Raw genomic sequence first — 26,128 nt, 5'->3', positions numbered from 1 at the left:
CGCGGGGCTTCCCGTCTAAAAGCTAAAAATAGTCGTAATCAATGCTCGCAACGTTGGCGATCGCAATGAGGTTCCTGCTTCGGTCGTGAAAGTATACCGACAGCTGTGCACCCACATTCGCACCCTGCGGGTAACTGGACAGCTAAGCAACTCAACATCACGAGCTTTCGGGTGAGCATATACACCTGCAAGCAGCGAACCGCCAGGCAACTAAAATCGGCGAGCTCGGCGGGGGCGAACGGCTTTTGGAGTGACTTCGCGCCACTGGTGGGGAAGGTTTGGCTTTGGCTGACTGACACATCTCCTGAAACCCCTGAAATTTCGCCATAAACTTGCGGGGCTTGAGGCACTTGTCTCAGTCATTCAGGGTTTGGCTGCTCTTGCCCGGTTGGCAGTCCGAAATCCAGCGCCCTTTTGTTGTTGCCGAACGTAATGGCTTGCATGTCCAACACGCCTTCGTCAAACGAGCACGCGCGAACGAAATCGGCAACTATCAAGATTAGATGGTCGAGGCGGTCGACTCTGACGGGTCCGGGACTTTCACTCAACCCCTGACGATCGCTCTGAATCTTTCGCTGCGTACTTTGCTGCCGCAAGGGACTGATGCAAGCTTCAATACGAAACCTCTCGCACCGCTGTTTAGATTGCATCCAGCGAGCTTGGGAGCAATCATTTTCTCCGGATGTAAAACCCCGAGGGAATCGCGCCATTCTCATACTGCTCGGCAGAAAAAAGGACTGCGAAATCAAATCCTCGTTCCTACCAATGAAAAACCTTGACGTTAATTAACCGATCGACAGTCTAGTTGGGAGCAGAGAAACCGATTTTCGATAATAGAGACTCCTTATGACGCAAACTCGATATTGCTGTTTCCCAAGGTAGGGCAAAAGACTGAAAAGACTCGAGTGAGATTCGGTCTTTATCTAGATCCACCATAACTTTCTGGAGAATCTCAAATAGCTCCTGGCGGAGTTCGATCAACTCTTGGGATTTATTGCTATTTTGGATGCGATCGATCAGCTCAACAAGTTGAAGATTATACATATCGGCACGGTTTTTCTGTCGTCCGAGTAGCCACAAACGGAACTGCCATAGACTGGAGATGATTAACACGAAAACGGATAATAGAAATGCCAAAGACTCTGCATATTCCACGAGAAAGTGTGGCTTGTCCTGCTCGTAAAATGCTTGCGCGCCGGGGTGTATGGGCAACCCCAAGTTCTCTCCAGACTCTGGCAAAACAATCGTTGCTGCTCTTGGATAGATTGCTACTAGTTCGGAGCGAAACTGATAAAGGCTTTCGACGATGCGGTAAACTACGCCAGCATTTACATCGTCGCTGCTAATTAACACGGACCGCACTGCCACAGCAGCAACATCCTTGGGCGGAATGGGCGAGGCCCCATCATAGGTTCCCATCGGGATTTGGGTAGATTCAAGATAAGGCAGCTTGAGTTGCAGCGCCGCTACTTGCTGGATTGGCAAGAGCCTGGCATTCTGTTCGCGCAATAACTCTGCAAGCCTTGGGTTGCCAAGTGCCATGACATGAAAGAAAGCATCGACTTCTCTTGCCCGAAATGCTGCATAGGTTTCATCAGACGGTTTTACGACGAACTCAATTGTCTCTGGATCCATTTTGTAATGCTCGGCGATCGACCAAAACAGTCGATAAGAACCGCTTCCCGCTGGCGGTAAAGCAATACGCTTGGTCCGCAAGTCGGAGAAACGCTGGATCCCCAATTCTGCGGAAACTACCACATGAGCCGTCTCGGGAAATAGGTAGGCAACTGCACGAGTAGAGGGCCTGCTCGGAGAGTTGCTCTGAACGAGTGCCAATTGTGCAGAGCCTTGTTCGATGAGCTCGAGGTTGTGCAAAGAACCTTGAGTTTCTCTTACGGTAATCTCGATATCGGGATGGTGGTTTGAAATTACTCGGGCCAGGGCTCGACCAAAGGCATAGTATTCACCCGAGGCACTGGCAGTAGCTAAAGTTAACCGATGTATCTGGAAGCGATCGTGCCAGATTTTGAGCCCAAACGCACCGACAGCTACAACGCTCAAGACAATGACAAGGAAAATTGGCCTGGCATGTCGCATCGATTAGCTCGCAAGAACTTTACTTCGTGTTGGTATAGTGGCTTCTGCACATTCACCACAACTCTCAAGGGGCACTTTTGTCGAAAAGGACGGCTTTTACAGCAGTCCCCTCAACCATTCTGGGGCAGAACAGCTCTTCATGCAATTTCCGATAAGAGATTATAGGATGTGCTTTCGCTCCAAGCATCGCGATCGCCGTAAGACAGCCGTTCCGGTAACGCCCAAGTACTCCTTCATACTGCGGTAGGAATAACTCTTTTGAGTTGAATCGGGCAAAAGTAGGGGTTCCCCGGCGTTGTGACTAAATTCCCTTGAACCCTACAGCTCCATCCATCTGCTTATCCGTTGACAGTTGCACGAGCGCAACCTTACTCAGTCGGCTTAAGCCTATTTGGTTTAACGCGATTCCGAACAAGATAACACTGCCTCCTACATACTGCCCTATCGTAGGAATTTCTCCCAAAATCGTGTAGGCAGCCAGTACGCCAGCAATCGGATTGAAAGCCGCCGCTAGCGAAACCTCACCCGCGGTACTTCGCTTCAGTCCCTTGAACCAAAACAGCTGACCACCTACCACAATTACGGCTGCATAAACTAGCATCCAACGCCATAGAAACGGTGAAGAAACGTCCATAAAATGACTGGGTTCGTAAAGTAGGATAGCTGCCACAAAGAAAATTATCGTACCGACAAACATTCGGAATCCGCTAAAGATACTAAGCGGGACTTGCTGCAGGCTGACTTTGCTGATAATGCTGGAGACGGACTGAAATACTGCGGCAAGGAGAGTTAGTAACTCACCGCGTCCGATATCAATACCTACTACGGTCATTGCATCGCCGGTGGCTGGCTGCAACAGCACGGTTAAAACAACACCCACAAAGGAGACTGCTGCCCCGCCAATGACCCAACCATTCACTCGCTCGCGAAGTAAAAGTACAGATAAGCCCAAAATAATGGGCGTATCGATTTGTCCGATAAGAACAACATTATTAACTGTAGTAATTGAGAGTGCCGTAAAAACGAGCGTAGGAACGAGTGCTGTCCCAAAAAACGCAACAGACGATAGTGCTAGCCAGTTCCTCCAAGTAATTCGTCTGAACAGGTCCAACCGCCATTGGTGGCGATAAAGAACTCCCAGTAGAGCCAGAGCACACAAATTGCCGACGAAAAGAACGTTACAGAAAGAAATAGGGTTGCGTCCGTCAACAAGGTTCTCCGCACCGAGTTCGTTGAGTTTGCGAGTGATGGCATTCGCTGCTCCAAAAATTGAGATTGCGAGCAGTAGATAAACTCGACCGGAAAGCTTAAAAGTTTCAACCTTGTTTTTCATTTACAGACCCATGTGTTGCCGACTTGATGCAGAATGTACTGCTTAAACAGCATCTTCGAACATTTTTTAGATGTGCTTGCAGAGCTGCAAACGCATGCGAAATGCAGATATCGTACGTTTTTTAAACCAATATTCTTAAAATTTCGTGAATGTATAACTCCCACTGGCAGCTTGCGGGCAAGTATGGTAGGTTCTGTTTTGTTTTCTTCAAAAGTGGTTTGACCGTTGCTCTGAGAATGGTTGATTTGCACTAGTGCCATGCAGTGCGTACCCTCCGGCAAGGACAATTGCTGCCGAACCCTTTTGCACCGTTCAAAGCAAGACTTGAGACAGCTACTCAAGCGGCACGCTTAGAAATATACGGGGTCTTTGGTCGAGGGCAAGGCTTTTAACTGCGAGAGCGATCGCGCGAGAGGCAAGTATTACCAGTGCATGGAATTGGTCCGAGCTAGCTTGCGGTGAGACCCTCATCATCCGCGCGCAAGTGCTTGAGCACTTCCGAATCGCACAGGATGATGTAGTGGCGTTGCTGGCGAACAATTTTTCCTTGTGCTTCCAACTCTTTCAGCAATCGAGTAACGGTCACGCGCGTCGTCCCGATAAGCTCGGCAATGCCCTGGTGCGTCAAGCGCAGATCGATCAGCTCGCCGGTAGCCACCGATCGCCCGAACTTGCGGGCCAACCAGGTCAGCAAACGCTCTAAGCGCTTGTACACGCGCTCGTAGCGCACAATGCTTAAAAGTTCTTCGCTTTGCCAAGAGTGAGCGACGATCGCGTCCAAGACCTGATGCCAGCGATGCGATGGAATTGCAGTGACTTCAACGCTAGTCAGACACTCAATTTGGTATGGCTGCAAGCGCGTGAGGGGCTGTCCGACCACATCACCCTTGCCCCAGTATCCAAGCGTTACAACCGTACCGTCGTCGTTCCAGGTAATCGTCCGTACGACACCCCACTCAACACGCCATAAAATTTCTGGTTGGGCGGGGAGTAAATCGCTACGGCTGAAGGGCAGCCGTGACAGGGTAGCAAGGTTTGCTGAGAAACTCGGAAACTCCGTGCCAGAAATCATACAGCCACCCTGCGTAGAACGGTGAGCCAGCTGCAACTGAGGGCTCCAAGCCATCTGCAGCCGTTCGAGCAGTCCCTGAAAAACCCACCTTGCTTCTGCGCCCAGAGTAACACCGCGATCGCCAACTCTAGTAAAGGTCGGGTAATGAGAAGGTTAAGGGATGGTTATTGCTGGTCTGGCAACGCTGCTACCCCGCAGCAACCAGCTCTAGCACGAGAAGGGCCGCCCTCAGGCTGATTTTAGAAGCGCTGCTACTGCTACTGCTACTGCTAGTGTTTATGCTTATTGGCGAGCGCGTTCGACCGATGACGCTCATACCGAATAAACTTTCATCCTGGCTGGTCAGTTTTGCAACCGGGATCGGTGTTGCCTTTGCTTGCAGCGCACAGACGATCCAGCGCGTCGTGAGTTGGTTCGCGCGTGTCATCGGCCGCGCCGGCTGACTTTCGAGTGCTCCAAACCCCTCATCTGGATGATGGCTTTTACCTTTAGGGTTTTTGCTGCAGCCCTGTTGTTGGAGCAAACTCCTTCGGAGCGGATAATGGGGGCTGTATGTGGTGCTCAAATGCGCACCCCTTGCTTTCACGCCCGTTATGGGTGGGGCACGCCGCTTGCGATTGGTCCGGCGATTGGTGCAACCGGGATTGCGCTCTCTTTAACTAGTCTTTAAAAGATTCTGTAACGGCGCAGCGGTAAGCTTTGGAGACAAGGGTTTTGATAGTGCCGAATCCAATCTGGAATCCGATCGACCCCTATACGACTGGCGAAACGATCCAGCGCAATCCGGCCTAAGCTTAACGGCTAGATTGCAGCGGGAGAGCAAGCTACACATTGGTGTTGAGCGGATCGTACCGGTTTCTCGCCGTCGATCGCGTCCCAGACTGGCCGAGCTGTCTTCAGAGAACTGTCATGGACCGAACGCTCGTTGTCAAAATCGGTACGTCGAGTCTGACGCGGAGTGTAACCGGTCAGTTAGCACTCTCGACGATCGCCGCCTTGGTCGAAACCCTTGCACATTTGCGTGCCAGCGGCGATCGCGTGGTGTTGGTTTCATCGGGAGCGGTGGGTGTCGGCTGCGCCCGATTGGGATTGGTGGAGCGACCGCGCCGCATCGCCCGCAAGCAAGCGATCGCGGCGGTCGGACAAGGACGTTTGATGCGAGTTTACGACGACTTATTTGCCAACCTGCAGCAGCCAATTGCACAGGTGCTACTGACGCGTCGCGACTTGATGCAGCGAAATAGCTACGTCAACGCCTACAACGCGTTCCAGGAGATCTTCGAACTCGGGGCGATCCCGATCGTCAATGAAAACGACACTGTGGCAACCGACGAACTCAAGTTCGGCGACAACGATACACTATCAGCCCTGGTGGCTAGCCTGCTTGAAGCCGACTGGTTGATCCTGCTCACCGATGTCGATCGACTCTACTCCAGCGACCCGCGCCTCGATCCCGGCGCGCGTCCGATTCGTACCGTTAGCCCCGAGGAACTCGATGACCTGCAAGTCAATGCCAGTGGGAGCGGCTCGGGGTGGGGGACGGGCGGCATGGCGACAAAGCTAGCGGCCGCTCGGCTGGCTAGTAGCGCTGGCGTCCGTACCGCGATCGCTCACGGCCGCCGACCGGAGGCGATCGAGCAGATCCTCGCAGGCGAGCCACACGGCACGCAGTTCGAGCCGCGCCCGCGTTCCGAACCTGCCCGCAAGCGCTGGATTGCCTACGGCTTAGTAACGAGCGGCACGTTGACCCTTGACTGGGGTGCGGTGCAAGCGCTGCGCGATCGCGGTAAGTCTTTGTTGGCTGCCGGAATCACGGCCGTAACAGGTGAGTTTTTAGCTGGAGATGCTGTTGCCCTATGCACCCCAGACGGCAAGGAATTCGCGCGCGGACTGAGCGACTTCGATAACAGCGAAGTCGAACAAATCCGCGGTCGGCAATCGACTGCCATCCCGCTCCTACTCGGATATGCCGCACCGGATACGGTCGTTCACCGCGACAACCTCGTGTTGCTAGGCGATCGCCGCACGGCTCCAGCTCAGCAGGGACCGGTCTCTCAGTTGCCGGACTGAAGCGCGGATAGGAAAATGCTTCTGGCTAGCTTCGGCATGACCAGTCTGGGTAGGTCTGCGCGGCTGACTGGTAGCCCGGACGTCTGTCACCACACAACCTACACGTATTTCTCGGTCGCGCGGCGCGCTCGGACGAGAACTAGACCAGGGGCACACCACGTAATAGTTGGGTTGATTTTTCACGCTTTCGTTTTCGCACTTTTAATCAACGGATTCGATGTCTGAAAAGAATGAACGTTAAATTTTCAAATGAGAAGGCTTTGAACGGGAACGCTTTTAAACCACCGTCAGTCTCATTAAGCCACAGCCAGTCTCTAGGAAAGTTTGGCTCATCTAACACATCCGGAAATTGCAATAAGCGTTTGTCGGAGCCAAACATCTACCGGAACACTAGCACCAAACCTTCGGTGTAAGATTGGTTAGCTCTGCACAGTGAGGGTGGCACAGGGGCAGAACCCTCACCTAGCCTTGCTCGCAACCCTGGACGACCATCACACTTCAGCGCTGTCTAAAATTACCACTTCTCGAGATCTCGATCGCAGGAAGTGTGGACTTTAGTTAGAAACTTGAGGGCAGTTTGTGCGAAAGTTGTCCCGCAAGCATGGGGGTTCACCTGTGAGCTTGATGTCAGATACCTATCTCAAGAGTGCGATCTCGCCCAACCCCTATGGTTGCAGTATTACGCCCCATATTTAGGATTAACGTTCCGTTAAATTGCCGAGAGCTGGTATGACAGACCGTTCTGGCGTGGCTGCAGGGTTTGCCGTTCCGCCGCCAGGTGTTACGCCCTTACGTTTGCTGATTGCCTCCGAGCGCGCGAACGAGGTCAATGCAGTTCTAAGCGCGCTTGCAGCGCCGGGGTTGTACTACACGTACGAAAGTACTGCATCGCTAACCGCCGCGCGATCGCTGTCGAACAACGGTAACTACGACGCTCTGCTCTGGGTAGAGCGCGAGCAACTACTGAGCGCGCCCGACGAGTTGCTCTCGGTCCTCAGGAACCTGCGTCAGGTTGTTCCCGAGCTGCCAGTTGTGCTCGTGACCGACTTGTTGGATGCAGGAGTAACTTGCCAGCGTCACGAGCTGGAGGTAATGGGCGTGGTTTGCGTTTGCGGCTCGCTAGCGAGCTTGCCACAGGTACTCTCAAACCTGGTCTCTAGTTCGCCTGCCGCCCGCGCGGCACGGGGCACCCCGAATTTGACCGAACCGCTTGCAGAAAGTCAGGTGTTGGGGTTGCTTCTAGCAGGGGAGAGTATGGAAGCGATCCTAGCAGCGCTCGTCGAGCTACAAGAACGGATACCCAAAGGTCGCGCGGAGTTACTGCAATTGCAAGAGCTGACGGGCTGGCAGGTAGAGGCGGGTGGCGAGGAGCACTCGCCTTTGCTCGCGGTAGTAGCAGACCATGCCGCTGTGCTTGCTGCAGGGGAAGCAATCGCGCTGCGTCAGAGCGAATCGCCAAAGAGTGCGGCGGTTCTGGCTTTTTGGAGCAAGAGCAAAATGCGATCGCTGTTGTTGGTTCCTGTGATTGCCTGCGGGCAGTTGCTCGGCGCGATCGGGATGCAGTGCGATCGCGACGTGCCATGGGGAAGAAGCGAGCGCACGGCAGTCCGACAAGCAGCAACATACTGCGCGCTTGGTCTGGAGCAGATGAGAACTTGCGAACGGCTGCGGCACTTAGAACAAGACGTGTGTGCCGCGCGCGCTGATTTGCACGCGCGCAGCGAAATGCTGGCAACAATGAGCCACGACTTGCGGACGCCCCTGGCAAGCATTTTGGGGTTTGCAGGGATGCTCAAGCAGCAGATCTACGGTCGGCTCAATCTCAAGCAACTCGAGTACGTGCAATTGCTATTCGACTGCGGCGAATACCTACTGGCATTGATTGAAGATTTACTAGACCTCTCAAAGATCGATGTCGGGCGCGAGGACCTGACCCTCGAAACAGTCTGCATTCGCGAGGTGTGCGAGGCATCGCTGTCATTGGTGCACGAGGCAGCTCGCGTTCGCGGATTGGAGCTGCAGCTAGAAATTGCTACCGATGCGATTGCCTGTGTAGCCGACAGAAGGCGCTTGCAGCAGATCTTGGTCAACTTACTAGCAAACGCAGTCAAGTTCACCGAAGTTGGGATGGTGCAGTTGCGGGTGGAGCGCGCAAACAACTGTATCGCCTTTGCAACGATCGACACGGGTATTGGTATCAAGCCAGAGGACTTGGACAAGTTGTTTCAGCCATTCCAGCAAATTGATAGCCCGCTTAACCGCAAGCAGCGCGGCACGGGACTAGGGTTGGTATTGTCACAGAAATTGGCACAGCTCCATGACGGCGAGATTTTCGTGGAGTCAGAGTTCGGCTGCGGTAGCTGTTTCACGCTGAAGTTGCCGATTCGGACCCTAGAGGCAGAGTAGGGTTGGGCGATCGCCGTCGCGGTGGCACCTCGGTGGAATGTACTGGGAGGGAAACTGAGCTCGCCTACTTTGCTTCGGAGCCTCTCCTAGCCTGGATTATTCACGAAGATTTTTACGAGGCCTCAAACCTTTGCTCTGACTAGGCTCCAATCTAGGTGAATAGAAACGCACTGTCATTGAGCGAAAAAGTCTGCAAGTCTTTCACGGCAAAAGCTTTAGGGTCTCCGCGTAAGAGTTCATGAATAATCCAGGCTAGGCAAAGTAGTTATCTGGCCGCAGCCAAGCAATCGGCTAAACTGCCTCCGGCAAGGGTTGCGAGTGCTGAATTGTGATATAAATCGGCTCAATGCCTTCGACAGATAAAGCAAAAAATCTAAAGGCCACCTCGATTCTTTTGCTTAAGACCGATGGGCGGCACGGCAGCGCGGGTATTGCAATCGCCGGCAGGCCATAATCCGGCAATTTTCCGAGGTGCCCAATAGCAATAAGGGTTCCCGAATTGCCATCAATCGGAGCACTTCCTTGAGCTGGTATGAGCTTGTGAGTTGTGGATATGCAGACCCGTACCCGCAAACTCCCGCGTCGCGACAACCCATAGCTTAAGTTACTCAGCTTGTTTATCAGGTCTCGGTTTTCTCCCTGGAGCCTGGAGCAATTACTCGCCAACACCAGCGGCGGTCGGTCACCTGTTGAGAGTTCTAGTCGATAATTGATGGAGAAGTTGCTGGTGGAGAGTTTTGCATGTCCTTTTCGCCCGATACTCTCAGTGCAGTCGATCGCTCGATCTTAGAAGCGCTGCAAGAGTTAATTATTGTTGTCGCTCAACTGCGCGATCCGGAGAAAGGTTGTCCCTGGGACTTAGCACAAACGCCGCAAACGCTCGTTCCTTATGTTATTGAAGAAGCTTACGAGGTCGCTGCTGCGATTCGGTCCGAGCAACAGGACGCGATCGTCGAGGAACTAGGCGATTTACTCCTTCAGGTCGTATTGCAATCGCAAGTTGCAAGTGACGCAGGAGCATTCAACCTCGAAGCTGTAGCGCGCGGCATCACCCAGAAGCTGATCCGCCGGCACCCACATGTATTTGGCGACTTAGTCGTTGACAACGCAGAGCAGGTGCATGCCAATTGGGAGCAAATCAAAGTTACTGAGAAAGGCGAGACTCCAGAACTTGCCCAGCGCCTCAGCCGCAAGCTTGAAAAGTATGCCCATTCGCTGCCCCCCCTCTTGGCAGGCTTCAAGATTTCCCAGAAGGCTGCAGCAGCGGGGTTTGAGTGGCAAACTGCGGATGGAGTTTGGGACAAGTTCCGCGAGGAGTTGGCCGAGTTCGAAACGGCCCTGCAAGAGGAAACAACTGTCGAGCAACAGGCCGAGCTCGGAGACCTGTTATTTACCTTGGTAAATATTGCGCGATGGTACGGGCTCAATCCCTCAGAGGCTCTCCACGGGACCAATCAACGCTTCGTCCATCGCTTAGAAGCCATGGAGGCGTTTACCAATCGCCCGCTAAGCGACCACACTCTGGACGAACTCGAACAACTCTGGCAGGAAGCTAAAGCCGAACTGGCCCGAGTGCGAGCTGGTAAGACCTGAGAATTGAGGGTACCTATTGCGTCTATCGGCGACCTTGCCGCTTGTCAAAATACTGCGAGCCGCAACTGCCGACGCTTTGTAGGGTCGAGGGCTGCTGCTTCACAGGAGAATCTCCTTCGGATATTGGCGATCGTTGGGCGGTCGGTCATTGTCCGCATATATCCGTCGCAATAGGTTATTCATTTTCAAACAAATGGTTTAAAAGTTTCTCGAGCTGTTGCGCTGTGAGCACTGAGGTGCTTGTCATTCGCTCGGCCGAAAACGTCAGCCAGACAGTAGAGTTTGAAGAAAAATTAAGATACTCTGGAGTTCGTGCCGTTATCGTCGATTCAATTATGCAAGTTACTGCCCAATCTCTTCTCCGTATCGCGATCGCGATGTGGGCGATCGCATTCCTGCTCGCTCCGATACCGGCCGGTGCAGCTACGTCCACTGCCGTGCGTTCCTTTAACGATGCCAAAGTGGAGACCAAAGATTACGCCGGCCAGTCGTTGATCGAAGTAGAATTTTCGGGTGCCGATCTTGAAGATGCCAATTTCAGCGATGCTGACTTGCGCGGAGCCGTATTCACCGGTTCATCGCTGAAGAATGCCGACTTTAGCGGTGCGAATTTTGCCTACGGCATCGGTTATTTGACCAGCTTCAAGGGCACCGACTTCAGCAACGCCATCCTTACCGAAGCCATGTTGCTGCGTTCTACCTTTGACGACGCCAAGATCGAAGGGGCAGACTTCTCCGACGCGGTCCTCGATCGCACGGAAGTCAAGAAACTATGCGCGATTGCCAGTGGCGTGAATCCAACAACAGGTGTTAATACGCGCGCGTCCTTGCTGTGTCGCTAAATCCCAACTAGTTCGGTCGCTCGCAAGCTTTCGGTTGTTGGTGCGCGCAGGGTCAAAAAAGTAGTGGTGGTGGGCTACAACTTTGACAAGGTATAGCTGCAATCAATTTTAGCGAAGACGAACGATCTGGGTATTTAGCACCTCCAAATCGGTTTCTAATGACTCTAAATCAAAGAATTCTCGTGACAGATAGAGCGTCGTGAATGAAGTTATATACCGCGGGCGCAACCACATTCATCTGGTAAGAGTTTCCAGTGACGGTTCCGCCCCTAAATTTATTTAAAGCCGCATGCCACTAATGACTCTGCCGTCGAAAGCGCGGCCGCGAATCTTTCAAGTCTTGGCTGACTGACACATCTTCCTGAAACCCCTGAATTCTCGCCTGAAGCTTGCGTAGAGTGAGACACGTGAGTCTGTCTCTCAATCAGCCTTCGATCTTGCTTGCAGCCGGTGCGCATCAAGTGATTGGCGGCGGTCTAGTCCGGCTTGATACCCAGTGCGGTAAGCAGTCATTGCTAAATGCATGTTTAGCGCTCGAACCCACCCACCGGGACCAGGAGTTGCTTCCGGAGGAAGCGCACCGCGCAATCGGGGATGACATGCGGCCGACCGGGGCTAGTGGACTGCGCCCGCAGTTGTGGCTGACTGCCCAGGCGAAAACGTGCGCGCCGGCGCTGGAGTGTGCATTGATGTTTGCCTAGCACCCACGCTGGGGTCGAGACCGTCAACTGCTCGGCTCGAATCAAGTAGCACACTTGCAAGCGATCTCTCAATGACAGATGCTTCTCCTTGCGCAGCAGTGCCCGGAGTTCCTAGCCTGGTTTATTAACGAAGATTTTGACGAAGCCTCAAACCCTTGCTCTGAGAAGGCTCCAATCTTCGCGTATAGAAACGCACTGTGATTGAGCGAAAAAGTCTGCAAGTCTTGCAAGGCAATAGGTTTAGGGTCTCCTCATAAGAGTTCATGAATAATCCAAGCTAGGTAGGGCTTGCTGAAAAAGTCCACAAAGCGAATTTAGGGGACAGAGAGCTCATGAAATCAGGCTTTCGCCATCTAGCCCCAGATTTTCGCCCCTAGTTCTCGGCTCAAGTGCAAGGGTTTTGAGGCTCTAGCAACCATAACCTTGCACTTCTCTGACGCAGAAAACGCTGGAACCTTCTCGCTGAAACCATTCCAGCCTTTTTCAGCAAGCCCTAGGTACTCTCGGGAACTTGAACGTGGAAGACGCCAAGAATCATAATTTCCTCGAGTCGCAGTTTCTACCTCTAGCATCCGATACTCACCTTTTTTACCTCGGCATCACTTCCATTCCGAATTGACAAGCTCGATGACCGGGGAAGGCAGCGCGATCTCAACAGCCGGATTAATATGGAGACGGTTGAGCAGTCGCGACGCAACCGAGTGAGGTGTCCATTATGACTGAAGAATCACAATTACCCCGCGAAAGCGCAATCATCGAGGCTAACGATCGCGCTGGTGCCCTCGTCGACCAACACATGCCCGGGGCCTCCGAGCAGGTTCGAGCGGAAACGCGCAGCCTGATCGAGGCAATCGCGCGTAAAGCCCAAGTCGAAGCCCAGAAAGCTGGCGAGTTTGCCCTTGATAACTACCTCGAAGCTGTACGTCGCGCCCGTAAAGAGGTTGAGGCAACCGATCTCTTCGACCCCGAGCGCATCGAGCAGGCGGTCGAGATGATGCGCGCCGATGCCGAAAAGAACTGGGATGCTCTCGTTCGCGACGTTGCCAGCTTGGGCGATCGCGTCCAAGATGCTGCGCGCGCGGCATGGGATGCCCTGACGCCTGCGCGCGACGACGATGCCGACGCACCACCCTCTGCCTGAGTTTGGCGCACGGTTTGCAGGCGTTCGGCACTGCAACCGACTAACTCGAACGTGGCTGGCACACTGGACGCAGCGTTGAATCAACATAAAGCACCAAACAAGAAAAAGGACGCTCAATAAATAACGAGCGTCCTGTCTCCCTACCTACCTTGTCAGCCGCGCTAACACGCTAACGTTCGCGACATTAGTGCCTTGATGCGGGGCACAATGCGGAAATAACGCGGTGCAACGGCGAACTCCCTTTACAGACGGTACCTCCTAGAAGAAAATCAGCCAGGATTCGATCGACCGCAACCGGGAGGGAAGCTCACTGCTTCTGTATCCAGCGTTACAGTTCTCAGGGGCGATGTCAAGCTTTCGTTAAGAAACTGTACACCAGCTGCCTACTAACGCATTCGCTGCACAATGAGGAAACAGACGCACGCATTTCTCCCATGGCAGCAACGAACGGCTCGGAAGGCATAAAGATTGTTAGCGACAATCGCAAAGCCCGACACCTCTACGAGATCCTGGAAACCTTCGAAGCTGGCATCCAGCTGATCGGGACGGAAGTGAAGTCCGTCCGCGCCGGACGAGTGAACATGCAAGACGGCTATGCCCTTATCCGGAAAGGCGAAGCCTGGCTGCTGAACATTCATATCTCGCCCTATCAAGCAAGCGGTCAATATTTCAATCACGATCCGAAGCGCACGCGCAAGTTGCTCCTTCACCGTCGCGAGATTGACAAGCTTGTGGGACAGACCGAGCAAAAAGGTCTGACGCTCGTACCGCTCAAGATGTATCTCAAGCGCGGGCTGATCAAAGTCAGCATCGGATTGGCACGCGGCAAGAAGCTCCACGACAAGCGCGAAAGTATCAAGCGACGCGAAGATAAAAAAGAAATGCAACGTGTCGTACAGCGGCATTAGACACCGTCGACGGTCCTGCGCTTCGCGATCGCGTTTCGTTTGCCTGCCATCCTTAATGTGGCAGGCTAGTCAGGCAAATCACAGCTTTGGAACGACAGCGAGTTAATTCTGTCGCAGGGTGGGAAGCATTTTCTGGATCTTGCCGGGCACTGGGGGGTTAGCGATCGCTTTTTCGGGTCGGGGACTGCCCAAATTGCGCCTGCCGGAAGGCGTACATGCACCCTTACGACGCTTGCACTCGGTTGACGCCATACCGCAATAGCATCATTCAAAAGCATTACAAGATCTTGGGACTGAGCTGTTGGACGTGGTAGGAACGCGCATATATTTCATCGACAATCAACGGATTGAGGATTTTGCGCCCGCGCATCGCGAAGCTTGCCGAATATTCCCTACTCAACACGATCGAAGAAGTTGCCTGGCTGGAAGCTCACCTGATGTAAGTAGAAGTGGTAGTCGATGCCATTTTGGGGTGAAAGGAGTGTTTGACTGCATCCTTTCGATGCCTAACAGGGCAAGCTGGCGCGATCCCCTTGAAGGCAATCGCACACAAAATTTCGACTTCACGAGAAGATAGGGGGTTTTCAACGTTCTGGAGCGCTGAAACTTAGCTATCCGTGGGTGCGAAATATCACGCCGACAATCTGGACGGACTCGCACTGGAAACATAAGGAAGAAAACTTGTTACCGGCAAAACGGCGCGCACCCTGCACTCGCATATTTTCGCGTTCGAAGGACATAGTATCTATCTCAATCAAGTGGTTCTTGCCTCAGGCGAACGTGAGTTGGCAGCAACTCATATGTTTATGAGACTCGCTGCGCCCGGGTTGGTAAACGCTGGGAAGCCCATCTTCAGTCTGGCTAGGATGTTATCCCCCCAACTATCCGCACGCCTTCGCATCTCGGACTCGAGTTGCTAGCACTAGCTCTCAACTGCCCCTTGAAAAGCAAGATGAACTACGATCGTCGCGCGCCTAAAGTTGCCAAACGCCCTCGCCTGCGCCATTCGTCCAGTTGTTGTACTGGCAAAGAACCGACTCGGAACTTCTAGAAAGAGTCCACCTTAAGGGGTCTGGCAACAACCATTCCGAGCAGTCGATTGTGCCATTTTGTCATGAAAAATACAGAATGTTAGGCCAAGGATAACTGGCGTCCAGCGATCCCGATGGTAGTATCGAATCGAAGAATGCTAATGATGCAAGGATGGGCGTTATGACGCAGGCACCGATTTCGCCAGTGGTGCTCGTCATCCTAGATGGCTGGGGCGAGCGAGACGCACGGAAATGGAACGCCATCTCTGCTGCCAAGACTCCGGTTATGGATAGTTTGCGCGCCGCATATCCCACAACGCTGATTCGGACCTCTGGGAAAGCCGTCGGTCTGCCAGAAGGGCAGATGGGCAACTCAGAGGTCGGACACCTCAATATCGGGGCCGGTCGCGTCGTTCCTCAAGAATTAGTCAGGATCTCCGATGCCGTGGAAGACGGCTCGCTACTGACGAATCCTGTCCTCGTAGATACATGCAAGGCGACAAAGGCTCGGGGAGGCAAACTGCACCTAATGGGTTTGTGTTCCGAAGGCGGAGTCCATTCACACTTACTGCACCTCAAAGGCTTACTCGACTTGGCGAAAGCACAAGGTATTGAGGATGCCTGCATCCACGCATTCACAGACGGACGCGACACGAACCCAACCGACGGCGTGCAAGCGCTAGATCTGATTCAAGGCTACTGCCAAAAGATCGGTATCGGTCAGATTGCAACGGTGAGCGGGCGCTACTTTGCGATGGACCGCGATCGCCGCTGGGATCGCATTCGCAAGGCATATGAAGCGATCGTGACGGATGGCGAGGGCGACGGCCGCACGGCCGCGCAAGTCCTCAAGGACTACTACGAGCAAGACATCACCGACGAATTCGTGCCTCCGACGCGCGTTGCACCTGGGGCAGTTGCGCCTGGTGACAGCATAATCTTCTTCAACTTCCGACCCGACCGTGCCCGTCAGCTATCGGCTGCATTTGTCCGGCCCGACTTCGATGGCTTCGAGCGCGAGCGCATCGAACCGCTTAGTTTCGCAACATTCACGCAATACGACGCAACCCTACCGGTCGAGGTTGCTTTCAAACCGCAAAACCTGACTAAGATCCTCGGTGAGGTTATTGCCGAACGCAGTCTCAAGCAGTTCCGGACGGCGGAAACGGAGAAATACCCTCACGTTACTTACTTTTTTAACGGCGGTGTTGAAATACCTTTCCGCGGAGAGGAGCGCGAACTCGTCAACAGCCCAATGGTGACGACCTACGACAAACAGCCGTCAATGTCGGCCGAGGCCGTGACAGACGGGGTTTGTGCGGCGATCGCCAAGCAGGAGTATGCCTTTGTAGTCATCAACTACGCCAACCCGGATATGGTGGGCCATACGGGCAACTTCGAGGCCGCCCAGGAAGCAATCGAGTCGGTCGATCTCGCCTTGGGTCGGTTGCTAGACGCTGTTGGCAAGGTGGGCGGAACGATGCTCATCACGGCCGACCATGGCAACGCCGAATACATGCGCGACGAGGCAGGCAATCCCTGGACGGCGCACACGACCAATCCGGTACCATTGATTTTGGTTGAAGGCGAGGGTCGCAAGATTCCCGGCCGCGGTGGAGCAGTCGAGCTGCGTGCGGGCGGCTGCCTGGCCGACATCGCGCCAACAATTCTAGAAATTCTGCAAATTCCACAGCCAGAGGAAATGACCGGGCAATCGCTGCTGCTGCCCGCACCAGTTGCCATAACACCCAACCGCATGCCCGTGCGCCTATCCTAGCTGCAACCGCTCGAACGGCTTGTTACGATAGAGCTGAGAACTCATTGGCGCGAACGCGTCTTTGTTGGTTTGTCGGACCTCGTTATCGCTCTGGTCCGACAATTTTGGCAAACATAAACTTTAATGAATAGGGGATCGGCAAACACGCGCAATGAAAGCTACTCAGCTCGCAGAAATTATTTGGGTCGTTTCGGCAGCTTTACTAGTCGTTCTTGTTCTATTGCACAGCCCGAAGGGCGACGGTCTGGGTGGTATTGGCGGCCAGGCGCAGCTGTTTACCAGCGCGAAGAGCGCCGAGCAATCCCTCAATCGCATCACGTGGGTACTGGCATCGATCTTCATTGGTCTGACGATCGTCCTGAGTGCGGGCTGGCTCGGATAGACTGGTGGGAAACTTTCATGGGGGCGGCCAGCCTTAGAGAAACAACGGTTGGTAACGATGCAGTGGCGATCGCGCGCGGTAGTTATCCTGTTGGGCTTTGTGCTTTGCACAGTATTGGTTTGGAGCTGGTTGCTGCCGAGCGGAGGCTCTGAATCACCTCTATCTGAATCACCTCCAGAGATCTCCACGCCTCCCTTCCCGGAACTACAGGCACATCCACTGCCGCCGAGCTTGGAAGCTTGGGACGTTACGTCGGCTGGTGACTATTTTGGGCAGGTTGAGCCAACGCTGTTGGGCTATCTCGTGTGGACGGAATTTCCCGTTCGCGTCTGGATCGACCGTTCGTCCGAGTCAGCCCCGACATCAGCTGGCGAGCGATTTGGGCAATGGCGGGCGAGCGTTCTTGCTGCCGTGCGCGAGTGGTCGGTTTATCTGCCGTTGACTGAGGTAGAGATGCGAGACGACGCCGACATTGCGATCGCTCGCCGTCGCCCACCCCTAGCAATCGTGCGCGATCGCATTACGGGCTTAACTGAATTCGGAGCGGCGCGAACGGCTCAGACCCGTTTCGAGTTTTACGCGCGCTCGCACCCGGACGGCTCCGAAAGCCTTTTGCAGCGCATGACCGTAGAGATCGGTCCCGAGCAGTCGGCGGCGCGCACGCTAGCAACTGCACGGCACGAGCTCGGTCATGCTCTGGGGATTTGGGGACACAGTCCCGATCCTGGAGACGCCCTCTACGCAGCCCACGTCCCAGAGTCACCCAAGATCTCGGCTCGCGATATCAACACACTGAAGCGCATTTACCAGCAACCGACGCGCCTTGGCTGGCTGCTGCTGACCGAGCAAACAGGTAATCGCGGCAACGATAGCGACGACGACCGCTCGCTCGACGGACAGCATGCACGCCCTTACATTTGGAGTCAGCGCGATCGGGTTTCGCGCCAGAGGGGGTAAGCAAACGCACCAATGTAGGGCTTGCTGAAAAAGGCTGGAATTGTTTCAGCGAGAAGGTTCCAGCGTTTTCTGCGTCAGAGAAGTGCAAGGTTATGGTTGCTAGAGCCTCAAAACCCTTGCACTTGAGCCGAGATCTTGGGGCGAAAATCTGGGGCTAGATGGCGAAAGCCTGATTTCATGAGCTCTCTGTCCCCTAAATTCACTTTTCTGTCCCCTAAATTCACTTTGTGGACTTTTTCAGCAAGCCCAATGTAGTGGTTTATAAGTGGTGATGGAGGCTAAAACCGTTGTAATCACTGCAATATAGCCATGCATGAGGTACTAAAGGATACAAATGTGATTTTCCAACGTCCTAAAAAAAGATAAGCTCCTCCTGACCAATCTAGAGATCCGCTGTCTCAATTAATTATTGATGCGTTCGACATGAGTGGATTGCCAAGTCGCTTTCCCTGCCCGGGGTTGTCTCTGGATGCGAATTACACTTTTGTAGGCTTGTTAAAAGTCCATATATGCAACCGTACATTAATAAAAAAAACTGAGTAAAGATTGCCTGGGTTGATGTACCGATCTACAGTTTCGTTTGCCTACAAAGCAATCAACCATTTCTCGGGTGATATAGTTGATGTCTTGCTAAATATAAAATAGTTTTATTTGCTACCAATGAAAACCCAAAGTTAGCCTCGATAAATTTGTACTCAGGTGCCATTCTGCCACCAAACTCTGGCTCGACAAACCAGTCTTTCGATCTGAAGCAGAGGAGCATGAACTTCCTCTCCAGCCTGCCACTTTTTTTCTTCTATCCTTAACTTCTCACGCTCGATTCAGCAAGTATTCATCCACTTTACCTTGTATGCCAGGTTCTTCAACCCAATCCACATTGCTGCTCTTCTCTGCCCGATCGCTCTCAACAACTTCCTTCCGATCTCATTCACCATTCGTCCAAATACATGCTCCTTAAGCACTCTCGCAACGAAATTTGAGGCATGATATCGACCGCTCAGGCAACTGTCATTCCAACTCTAGAATGTGCTGCGACAGAACATATAAGGGAACCCTTTACTTATCGGGATTGTTTGCCTCATCTGTCGTAGGTTTTGTGGAAATTGGTATCAGCTTGCGTCTGAGTGCACCGAGCAGCCATATGTAGGATATTCCCGGGTAGTGTTTGCCCATCGGGTCGATGCGCGGTAAATGTCCGGTGGGTGCATCGAGTGCTAAGTTGAGATCGCAGTAATCAATCCATATCCCCTGTTTGCGCCAACCCACGAGATCGGCAAATTGGCCCCATGTATGAGGTTCGTAGTACTCGGGTGCACTCAGATCGCTCAGAATTCGACCCTGTACGCTGAAGCCAAAATGTCCGTGACTATTGTTGACCCAGAGGCGGTCGATCAAGCGCAAGGTGGTGGCTGGAATTCGATCGACTTCGTTGATTCTTATCCAGAAACTGCCACGTGCGTGGGAAGCATTTAGCAGCAAAACGAGCGTTTCCAGATTGGCTTGGTGCCAACTACGCTCTTCCAGCAAAGTATTCAGACGCGAGTAATCGAGCCGGGATGGTCGCATCTGGTTCGATGGAAAGGAAATGACCTTGCAGCCTTGTGCTTTCTTGGCAAGCTTTTCATAGGCGGGCAGTTCGCTGCCGTAGAAGGATGTTGTGTCGTTAGCGAAAGTAGAAACCCATGAGAGGAACAACTGCAGTCGCTAGCGTCACTGCGGTTCGGTTGAATGAAACCGTATTTTCATTGTGCCCACGATCGGGTGGCAACTTAACGCGCGATCGCGGCAGATAGCGAACCTAAATCCCAGAAATATGAGTTTTAGATCGCATGCTATCGGCGATCTGGATCGTGCCAAGGCATTCGAAGACTTAATTTCCCATGGCTAAGGAAGGAGCGTTTGGACAACTTTCAGAATGTAAGCTCTGGTGCAGGGATGTTTTTAGGTTTGAAATATTCGAACCAGCTCCGCAAGTGCTAGGGCAACTAGAGTATATGTGGATTGGCCAATTGCACTGTTTCCGGTCGAAAATGCGGACTTGCACTCGTCGTTGTCCTCGAGACACCTCAAGGAGTTGGGATGTCGCCTGCGAGCTAGGCGAGAGGGTTGGATATGGGTTGGACAACATCGACGGGGAGCGTACCGCTGCGCAGGTGAAGGTCGTGCTGGGGAAATGGAACTTCAATGTCGCGCTCGCGGAAGAGCATATCGATTCGAAAATACAAATCGCTTTTGATTTGAAACTGCCTTTGCGGCTCGGCAATCCAGACGAGTAATACCAGGTCGAGGGAGCTGTTGCCGAAGCCCATAAACAAGACCTCCGGGTTCGGAATCGATAGGACGCTTGTATGTTCTTCGGCAACTTCCAGAAGCGCAGTGCGGACTGCGGTCATGTTCGAGCCGTAGGCGATGCCGAGCGGCACGCGCAGCCGCGAGATGGGATTGTGGTGACTCCAGTTGGTGACGTTTTGGTCTAAGAAGCGGGAGTTCGGCAAGATGACTGAGATGCGGTCGATCGTGATGATCTCCGTACTGCGGATGCCGATGCGCTCTACGATTCCCTTCAGATCCTCCACTTCCACAAAATCGCCGATCGCGATCGGGCGCTCGAAAATCAGGACTAAGCCGCTGATGAACTCCTTGGCAATGCCTTGCAAGCCCAAGCCAATCCCAGCCCCCAGGACGCCGGCAAACACGGTCAGCGAACCGATATCCAGTCCCCAGAGCTGTAGCACCACCACGCTGCCGATGAAGAGAAAGGCATAGTTGGCGATCGCGGCAATGGTTTCTTGGGCCGGGCGACTGAGACCGGCAATACTGAGGACGCGCAGGCGCAGCAAGCGGCGGATGAGGCGTGCGAGGAGGAATACGCCGACGAACAGCGCCAGCAGGATCGTTAGATCGAGCACCGAGTAAGACTTATCGCCGAGCGGAAACAGGTCGGAGATGAGGCTGCCGACGAGGTGGCGGATTGCCAGGCGACTGACGAGTCGCGTCTGTGGAAATAGGTTGCTGATGTAGGCGATTGCGAACAGCCAAACGATGCCTCGCAAGACGTTCAGGATAATCCGAGTTGCAATTTCCTTGGTGACGAGCGAGCGATTGTCGTCAGGTGTCTCGGATGCTTCGCGAGCCGCCTCGCGGGCAGCGGGCAACAGCCAGCGGTGCCAAATCCAGCCCAGCCCGAAGGAGAGTGCGGCCGCGATCGCCATTGCCAACAGTGCTTGCACCAGTGCACGAGTCAGGGCCGTGCGACTGCGTTCGGCTTGAGCGCGCTGAAGCGATTCCTGGATGTCTTCGGACCAGAGGTCGGCCTGCTCTTCCAAGGAACGCCCGGCCGGCGTATCGGCAGGCGTGACTGACAGCAAGTGGCTGCCGTTGACGGTAATAACGGGTAAATCGTTACGCGTGACGACCTCAACCTCAGCGGCATCCGAGCTGTAGGTCATGCGTTGCAGGGTGCGACTGGCATCATTAGCTCGTTCGCGGGCGGTGAAGCGACCGGACGAGCTGACGTAAAACAGCGCGCGCCCATCTAGCACGACGGCCGCTCGGTTTGGCGGGTCGGCCGTCTGTGCTGTGGCCGGTGCGGCAGCGATCGCGACAAGCGTGCAACACCAGAGTGCGGCGGCGAGGGCGGTGAGGGCAGCAGCGCGCGCGACCGACCGGAGCTGCGCTGCAATCGCGACGGTCATGGCGGAGTTCCTAGTGCTAGACGGGCAGGGGCGGATCGCTTTCAACGGTGGCGGTGGCAAGGGCGGCAGACTGCCGGGCGCGCTCTTTTTGCTCGGCCTTCGGTTGCAGGTAAAGTGTTTCGAGCAAGGCCGATGCACCGGCAACCCAAGGCGGCACGATCAGCGCGCCGAGAATCCCGAGCACCTGCGTGCCGCCGAGCACCGCAAGCAGTTGATACAGCGGTTGCACGCGGACCGACGATCCGACGAGCAACGGATCGAGCACGTAGGTTTCAAGGTTCTGGATGATGACGAATAATAGCAGCACCCACAAAAATGTCCAGCCGCCCTGGGCAACGGCGACGATCAATGCGGGAATCGAACCGAGTACCGGACCAAAAAAGGGGATGAGGTTGGTAATGCCGGCGATCGCGCCCAAGCCGAGGGCAAATTCTCCGAGACCGAGGATGCCTAAACTGACAGAAATGACCAACCCGAGGATCGCCGAGACCAAGACGCGTCCCTGGATATAGCCACCCATGCGCTGGCCGACAACGGGGATTTGCCCTAGGAGGCGATCGTCCCACGGGCTCGGAAAGATACTGGTGATGCCTAGGGACAGGTTCGGCGAGTCTGCCAGGATGTAGCCCGAAATGATGACTGACAGTAGTATCCCAAAAGCGCCGCCGACGATATCGCCGATGATGCCGCGGGTAAGACCGTAAGAGCGCACGATCAATTGCTGGCTGGAGCTTACGATCCAGCCTCCGATTGCCTGCGTATCGAACAACTGACTGAGCGAATCGAGGACGGCCGTTTCCTCCGGCGAGTCGAAGACACCGACCCGCTGCGAGATGTCTTGGGCGATGGCACTGAGTTTGTCCAGATAGCCCGGCAGCGTGCGAATGAGGCCTTCGATTTGATCGAAGATCGTGGGGCCGAAGATCGCGCCGACGCCAACGATCGCCACCACGAGGAGCAGATACACGAGAATCACGGCGAGGAGGCGGGGGATGCCCCAACGGCTGACCACTCCGACCATCGGCGCCAGTGAAGCTGCCAGCACCACCGATACCATCAACACGACAATCAGACCGCGCAGCTGCCACAACAGCACCGCGGCCAACACGCAAGCTGCTGCGAGCAGCAGCGTTGAAATCGAGAGCGAGATGCGTTGCTGGGACACGGTTCGTCTTGGCAATCGGCATTTCCCACAAGTCTAGCCCGGACGCGATCGCCTAAACTCTGTCGGTAAGCCCACCGCCTGCCTCCGATTGTGAAACGGTTGTCGGTAGCTCGCGATCGTTCCAGCACGTTCCCCAAAGGTCATGGCATACATCGCCCGCATCACGATCTTCCCGATCAAATCCCTCGACGGCGTCGAGGTCGAGCGCACCGAGGTGCTGCCCGGCGGTGCCCTGCGCTGGGACCGGCAGTGGGCCATCTTCGACGCGCGCAATCGCTTCGTCAACGGCAAGCGGACGGCGGCAATTCACCGCCTGCGCGCGCGTTTTGATTTGACGGTGGGAACCGTGGTGCTGTCCGCACCCGACGGCGCGCCAACACCGCCGCTGCACCTGCACCGCGATCGCCGCGACATCAATACCTGGCTGAGCGACTACTTCGAGCAGCCGGTCGAGGTGCGCGAGAACGTAAACATCGGTTTTCCCGATGATACCGACTCCCCCGGTCCGACGGTTGTTAGCACTGCAACGTTGGAGGCAACCGCCGGTTGGTTTCCGAATCTGGACGCCGAACAAATGCGCCTGCGCCTGCGGACCAATCTCGAAATCGATGGCGTACCGCCGTTCTGGGAAGACCGGCTGTTTGGGGCAGCCGGGGAACCATTGGCGTTTGCGATCGGCACCGTGCCGTTTTTGGGGATAAATCCCTGTCAGCGCTGCATCGTTCCGACGCGCGATCCGCAAGCAGGTACTGCGTATCCGGAGTTCCCGACGATCTTCTCCCGCCGCCGCCAAGAGACATTGCCCGATTGGGCAAACGCCGATCGCTTCAATCACTTCTACCGCCTGTGCGTCAACACGCGCGTGCCCGCCGAATTCGCTGGGGGCGTTGTGGCAAAGGGCGATGCAGTTGCCCTCAATGCCGGCTCATCACCCTAAATCCGCGTTCTTTCCCGTTTGGTGGCATTGCCATCTTGCTCGCACTGCGCTCGTTACGCCAGCCCCCAAGTCACGAGCGATCGCACTAATCCGCACGCCGTTGCGAAGCTAATGCCCGCACAGTTACAGCGGTGTGGATGTGTCCTGGCGCGCGGTGCAGGCTTCCAGCTCCAGCAACGCTAGCTTGCGGTCGCGACCCCAGCGATAGCCGCTGAGCTCCCCGTTTTGCCGCACCACGCGATGGCAGGGAATGGCGATCGCCACCGGGTTGGCCGCACAGGCGCCCGCAACGGCTCGGGCTGCCGTTGGCGCGCCAAGCACCCGTGCCAGTTCGCTGTAGCTCGCGCGCGTTCCCACTGGAATCGCTCGCAGTGCCTCCCATACCCGTCGCTGAAAGGCCGTTGCCCTTACGTCTACAGGCAGTAGCGGCCAGTCCCGTTCGCCGGCCATGTAAGCCGCGATCGCCTCCACCCACACGCGGGTCTGCTCGCCGGCTGGCTGCAGCGTCGCTTCGCAAAATTCGCTTCGCAGTTCGCGTTCCAACTCAGCTGCAGTTGTGCCCAATCGTCCACAACACAATCCGCGCTCGGTCGCAGCTGCAAGCAAGATGCCCAATGGAGTCTCGACCGCTGCACAGTCAATCGTTGCGCCGCGTCCGTTCAGTCCGTAGGTGGCGGACGTCATTCCGAGCTGGGCGATCGCGCGCTCGTACGAACCGCTGCTGGCGCTAAAACCCACCCAGTAAGCTGCATCGATCTCGCGCTCGCCACGTTTCCGCGCCGCTTTCAGCCGCTCCTGCCGCCGCGCATCGGCATCCGCAAACGACGTAACGCCCAAGGTTTGCTTGAAAACACGCTGAAAGTGCTCTGGGCTCGGCCCTGCCTGCGCGCTCAAATCGGCGAGGGTCGGCAGCGCGCCTTCAGCGGCAATCGCGGCGTCGAGCTGGGTGCACATTGCCAGCACGCGCTCTTGCAGTGGATCGCCCTCGTGTTGGGGCAAACAGCGCTTGCACGGGCGGTAGCCGGCAGCTTCGGCAGCAGCAGGAGTCGTGAAAAAACGCACCCGATCGCGGCGGGGTTTGCGGCTCGGGCAGCTCGGTCGGCAGTATACGCGCGTGGACTGCACGCCGTAGACAAACGATCCATCGCGGGCGCGATCGCGGGTGCGCGTTGCCTCCCACATGCATGCTTCGAGAGCAGAGACTTCAGTTGCAGTGGTCCCTTCAGAAAATGTCATGGGTAATGCCGGCAGTGCCTGACTCGACCTTCGCAGTCTATGCCGAGTGGCGCGAACCGCGCTATCCGCATGTCGCGATCGTAGTGAAGATTGCGGGGGTCAAGGCTCGGGTGGCCGCAGATCTGCAATCGCCGCTGCGAGGAATCCAACAAAACCCGACCGGAGAACCGGAGTATACTGATAACACTGTCGCCCGCGATCCCCCCGTGGAACTGTCTTGCAAAACGGAATACGCTTTGCTGGCGCTGCTCGAACTGGCAGCGCGTTACAAAGGGCAAGACCCCCTGCAGATCCGTCAGATTGCATCGCAACAAAGCATTCCCGACCGCTACCTCGAACAATTGTTAGCCGCGCTCCGACGCGGCGGTCTCGTGCGCAGCCAACGTGGTGCTAAGGGCGGCTACTTGCTAGCACGGGCGCCGGGGGATATCTCACTTCTCGATGTATTCGATTGCCTGGAAGGTAACGAAGCAACCGAAAAAAATCCGCCGACCGATCCCACTGCCGCCCAGGCGGTTATTCATGCAACCTGGAAAGACGTTCGCGATGGTGCGCGCGCTACTCTGGGAAGTCAAACTCTGCAAGACCTGTGCGATCGGTGCGATGCCCGCCAGCAGAAGGATTGGATGTACTACATTTAGCGCGTTGACGTATCAGCAACCATGCTCGGCTTGCGGAGCGCGGGTGATTTATTTAACCGTTCCCAGCGATCGTGACATCCACGCCCCGGCCGAGTACTCGAACCCCATCTGAGTTGCGAAAAGCAGTGCCGAGAGAGCTATCAC

21 protein-coding genes are annotated in these 26,128 nt (G+C 55.1%); 13 read left to right on the top strand and 8 right to left on the bottom strand.

The window, feature by feature from the left end:
* Positions 1 to 359 precede the first annotated feature (359 nt).
* From KR51_RS03145 to KR51_RS03130, 4 genes are all read right to left on the bottom strand, one after another.
* The gene (locus tag KR51_RS03145; RefSeq protein WP_040654999.1) at positions 360 to 650 is read right to left on the bottom strand and encodes a VOC family protein; all 291 of its coding nucleotides are present in this window, start codon (positions 648 to 650) and stop codon (positions 360 to 362) included.
* 151 nt (positions 651 to 801) lie between these two features.
* Positions 802 to 2,097, bottom strand: coding sequence for a TAXI family TRAP transporter solute-binding subunit (locus KR51_RS03140; protein WP_022604772.1), 1,296 nt, complete (start codon positions 2,095 to 2,097; stop codon positions 802 to 804).
* Positions 2,098 to 2,398: 301 nt separating this feature from the next.
* A complete protein-coding gene (locus tag KR51_RS03135; RefSeq protein WP_022604770.1) occupies positions 2,399 to 3,430 on the bottom strand; it encodes a DMT family transporter in 1,032 nt (343 codons plus the stop codon).
* A gap of 448 nt (positions 3,431 to 3,878) precedes the next feature.
* Complete coding sequence (locus tag KR51_RS03130) at positions 3,879 to 4,502, bottom strand: Crp/Fnr family transcriptional regulator (RefSeq protein ID WP_022604766.1); 624 nt, start codon at positions 4,500 to 4,502, stop codon at positions 3,879 to 3,881.
* A 272-nt stretch (positions 4,503 to 4,774) separates the two neighbouring features.
* Between KR51_RS03130 and KR51_RS19125 the strand changes: the two genes are divergently transcribed.
* The 11 genes from KR51_RS19125 (at position 4,775) to KR51_RS03080 (ending at position 18,310) form a co-directional block, all read left to right on the top strand.
* Entirely contained in the window at positions 4,775 to 4,945 is a 171-nt protein-coding gene (locus tag KR51_RS19125; protein WP_156914943.1) for a hypothetical protein, read from the top strand.
* Between the two features lie 466 nt (positions 4,946 to 5,411).
* Positions 5,412 to 6,572 (top strand): glutamate 5-kinase, encoded by a 1,161-nt coding sequence (gene proB, locus KR51_RS03125; protein WP_022604764.1) that lies wholly within the window; start codon positions 5,412 to 5,414, stop codon positions 6,570 to 6,572.
* Between the two features lie 729 nt (positions 6,573 to 7,301).
* Complete coding sequence (locus tag KR51_RS17220) at positions 7,302 to 8,978, top strand: sensor histidine kinase (RefSeq protein WP_022604761.1); 1,677 nt, start codon at positions 7,302 to 7,304, stop codon at positions 8,976 to 8,978.
* 741 nt (positions 8,979 to 9,719) lie between these two features.
* The gene (gene mazG, locus KR51_RS03115; RefSeq protein WP_022604760.1) at positions 9,720 to 10,571 is read left to right on the top strand and encodes a nucleoside triphosphate pyrophosphohydrolase; all 852 of its coding nucleotides are present in this window, start codon (positions 9,720 to 9,722) and stop codon (positions 10,569 to 10,571) included.
* Between the two features lie 224 nt (positions 10,572 to 10,795).
* A complete protein-coding gene (locus KR51_RS03110; RefSeq protein ID WP_022604759.1) occupies positions 10,796 to 11,413 on the top strand; it encodes a pentapeptide repeat-containing protein in 618 nt (205 codons plus the stop codon).
* Positions 11,414 to 11,820: 407 nt separating this feature from the next.
* Positions 11,821 to 12,114: a hypothetical protein gene (locus KR51_RS03105; RefSeq protein ID WP_022604758.1), complete on the top strand. Its 294-nt coding sequence runs from the start codon at positions 11,821 to 11,823 to the stop codon at positions 12,112 to 12,114.
* Positions 12,115 to 12,829: 715 nt separating this feature from the next.
* Positions 12,830 to 13,255, top strand: a complete 426-nt coding sequence (locus tag KR51_RS03100) for a hypothetical protein (RefSeq protein ID WP_022604757.1) — start codon at positions 12,830 to 12,832, stop codon at positions 13,253 to 13,255.
* Positions 13,256 to 13,689: 434 nt separating this feature from the next.
* Positions 13,690 to 14,163 (top strand): SsrA-binding protein SmpB, encoded by a 474-nt coding sequence (gene smpB / locus KR51_RS03095; RefSeq protein ID WP_022604756.1) that lies wholly within the window; start codon positions 13,690 to 13,692, stop codon positions 14,161 to 14,163.
* Between the two features lie 1,212 nt (positions 14,164 to 15,375).
* A complete protein-coding gene (gene gpmI, locus KR51_RS03090; RefSeq protein WP_022604754.1) occupies positions 15,376 to 16,971 on the top strand; it encodes a 2,3-bisphosphoglycerate-independent phosphoglycerate mutase in 1,596 nt (531 codons plus the stop codon).
* Positions 16,972 to 17,122: 151 nt separating this feature from the next.
* A complete protein-coding gene (gene secG, locus KR51_RS03085) occupies positions 17,123 to 17,353 on the top strand; it encodes a preprotein translocase subunit SecG (protein ID WP_022604752.1) in 231 nt (76 codons plus the stop codon).
* 57 nt (positions 17,354 to 17,410) lie between these two features.
* Positions 17,411 to 18,310: a matrixin family metalloprotease gene (locus KR51_RS03080; protein WP_022604750.1), complete on the top strand. Its 900-nt coding sequence runs from the start codon at positions 17,411 to 17,413 to the stop codon at positions 18,308 to 18,310.
* A 1,056-nt stretch (positions 18,311 to 19,366) separates the two neighbouring features.
* On the opposite strand, the gene KR51_RS17215 is transcribed toward KR51_RS03080, so the two are convergent.
* The 3 genes from KR51_RS17215 to KR51_RS03065 form a co-directional block, all read right to left on the bottom strand.
* Positions 19,367 to 19,876 (bottom strand): GUN4 domain-containing protein, encoded by a 510-nt coding sequence (locus KR51_RS17215; protein ID WP_156914942.1) that lies wholly within the window; start codon positions 19,874 to 19,876, stop codon positions 19,367 to 19,369.
* Positions 19,877 to 20,403: 527 nt separating this feature from the next.
* Positions 20,404 to 22,005, bottom strand: a complete 1,602-nt coding sequence (locus tag KR51_RS03070; protein WP_022604743.1) for a mechanosensitive ion channel family protein — start codon at positions 22,003 to 22,005, stop codon at positions 20,404 to 20,406.
* 16 nt (positions 22,006 to 22,021) lie between these two features.
* A complete protein-coding gene (locus KR51_RS03065) occupies positions 22,022 to 23,170 on the bottom strand; it encodes an AI-2E family transporter (protein WP_022604741.1) in 1,149 nt (382 codons plus the stop codon).
* Positions 23,171 to 23,312: 142 nt separating this feature from the next.
* On the opposite strand from KR51_RS03065, the gene KR51_RS03060 reads away from it, so the two are divergent.
* A complete protein-coding gene (locus tag KR51_RS03060) occupies positions 23,313 to 24,107 on the top strand; it encodes an MOSC domain-containing protein (protein WP_022604739.1) in 795 nt (264 codons plus the stop codon).
* 123 nt (positions 24,108 to 24,230) lie between these two features.
* Here KR51_RS03060 and KR51_RS03055 read toward each other — a convergent pair whose 3' ends face one another.
* Positions 24,231 to 25,343: a bifunctional transcriptional activator/DNA repair enzyme AdaA gene (locus tag KR51_RS03055; RefSeq protein WP_022604737.1), complete on the bottom strand. Its 1,113-nt coding sequence runs from the start codon at positions 25,341 to 25,343 to the stop codon at positions 24,231 to 24,233.
* On the opposite strand from KR51_RS03055, the gene KR51_RS03050 reads away from it, so the two are divergent.
* The gene (locus tag KR51_RS03050; RefSeq protein WP_232214512.1) at positions 25,337 to 25,984 is read left to right on the top strand and encodes an RrF2 family transcriptional regulator; all 648 of its coding nucleotides are present in this window, start codon (positions 25,337 to 25,339) and stop codon (positions 25,982 to 25,984) included. The genes KR51_RS03055 and KR51_RS03050 overlap by 7 nt on opposite strands.
* The last annotated feature ends 144 nt before the right edge of the window (positions 25,985 to 26,128 follow it).

This window comes from Rubidibacter lacunae KORDI 51-2 (genome assembly GCF_000473895.1).
Lineage (GTDB): Bacteria > Cyanobacteriota > Cyanobacteriia > Cyanobacteriales > Rubidibacteraceae > Rubidibacter > Rubidibacter lacunae.
Note: the sequence above shows the minus strand (reverse complement) of the source record. Positions and strands in the feature narration are given on the sequence as shown.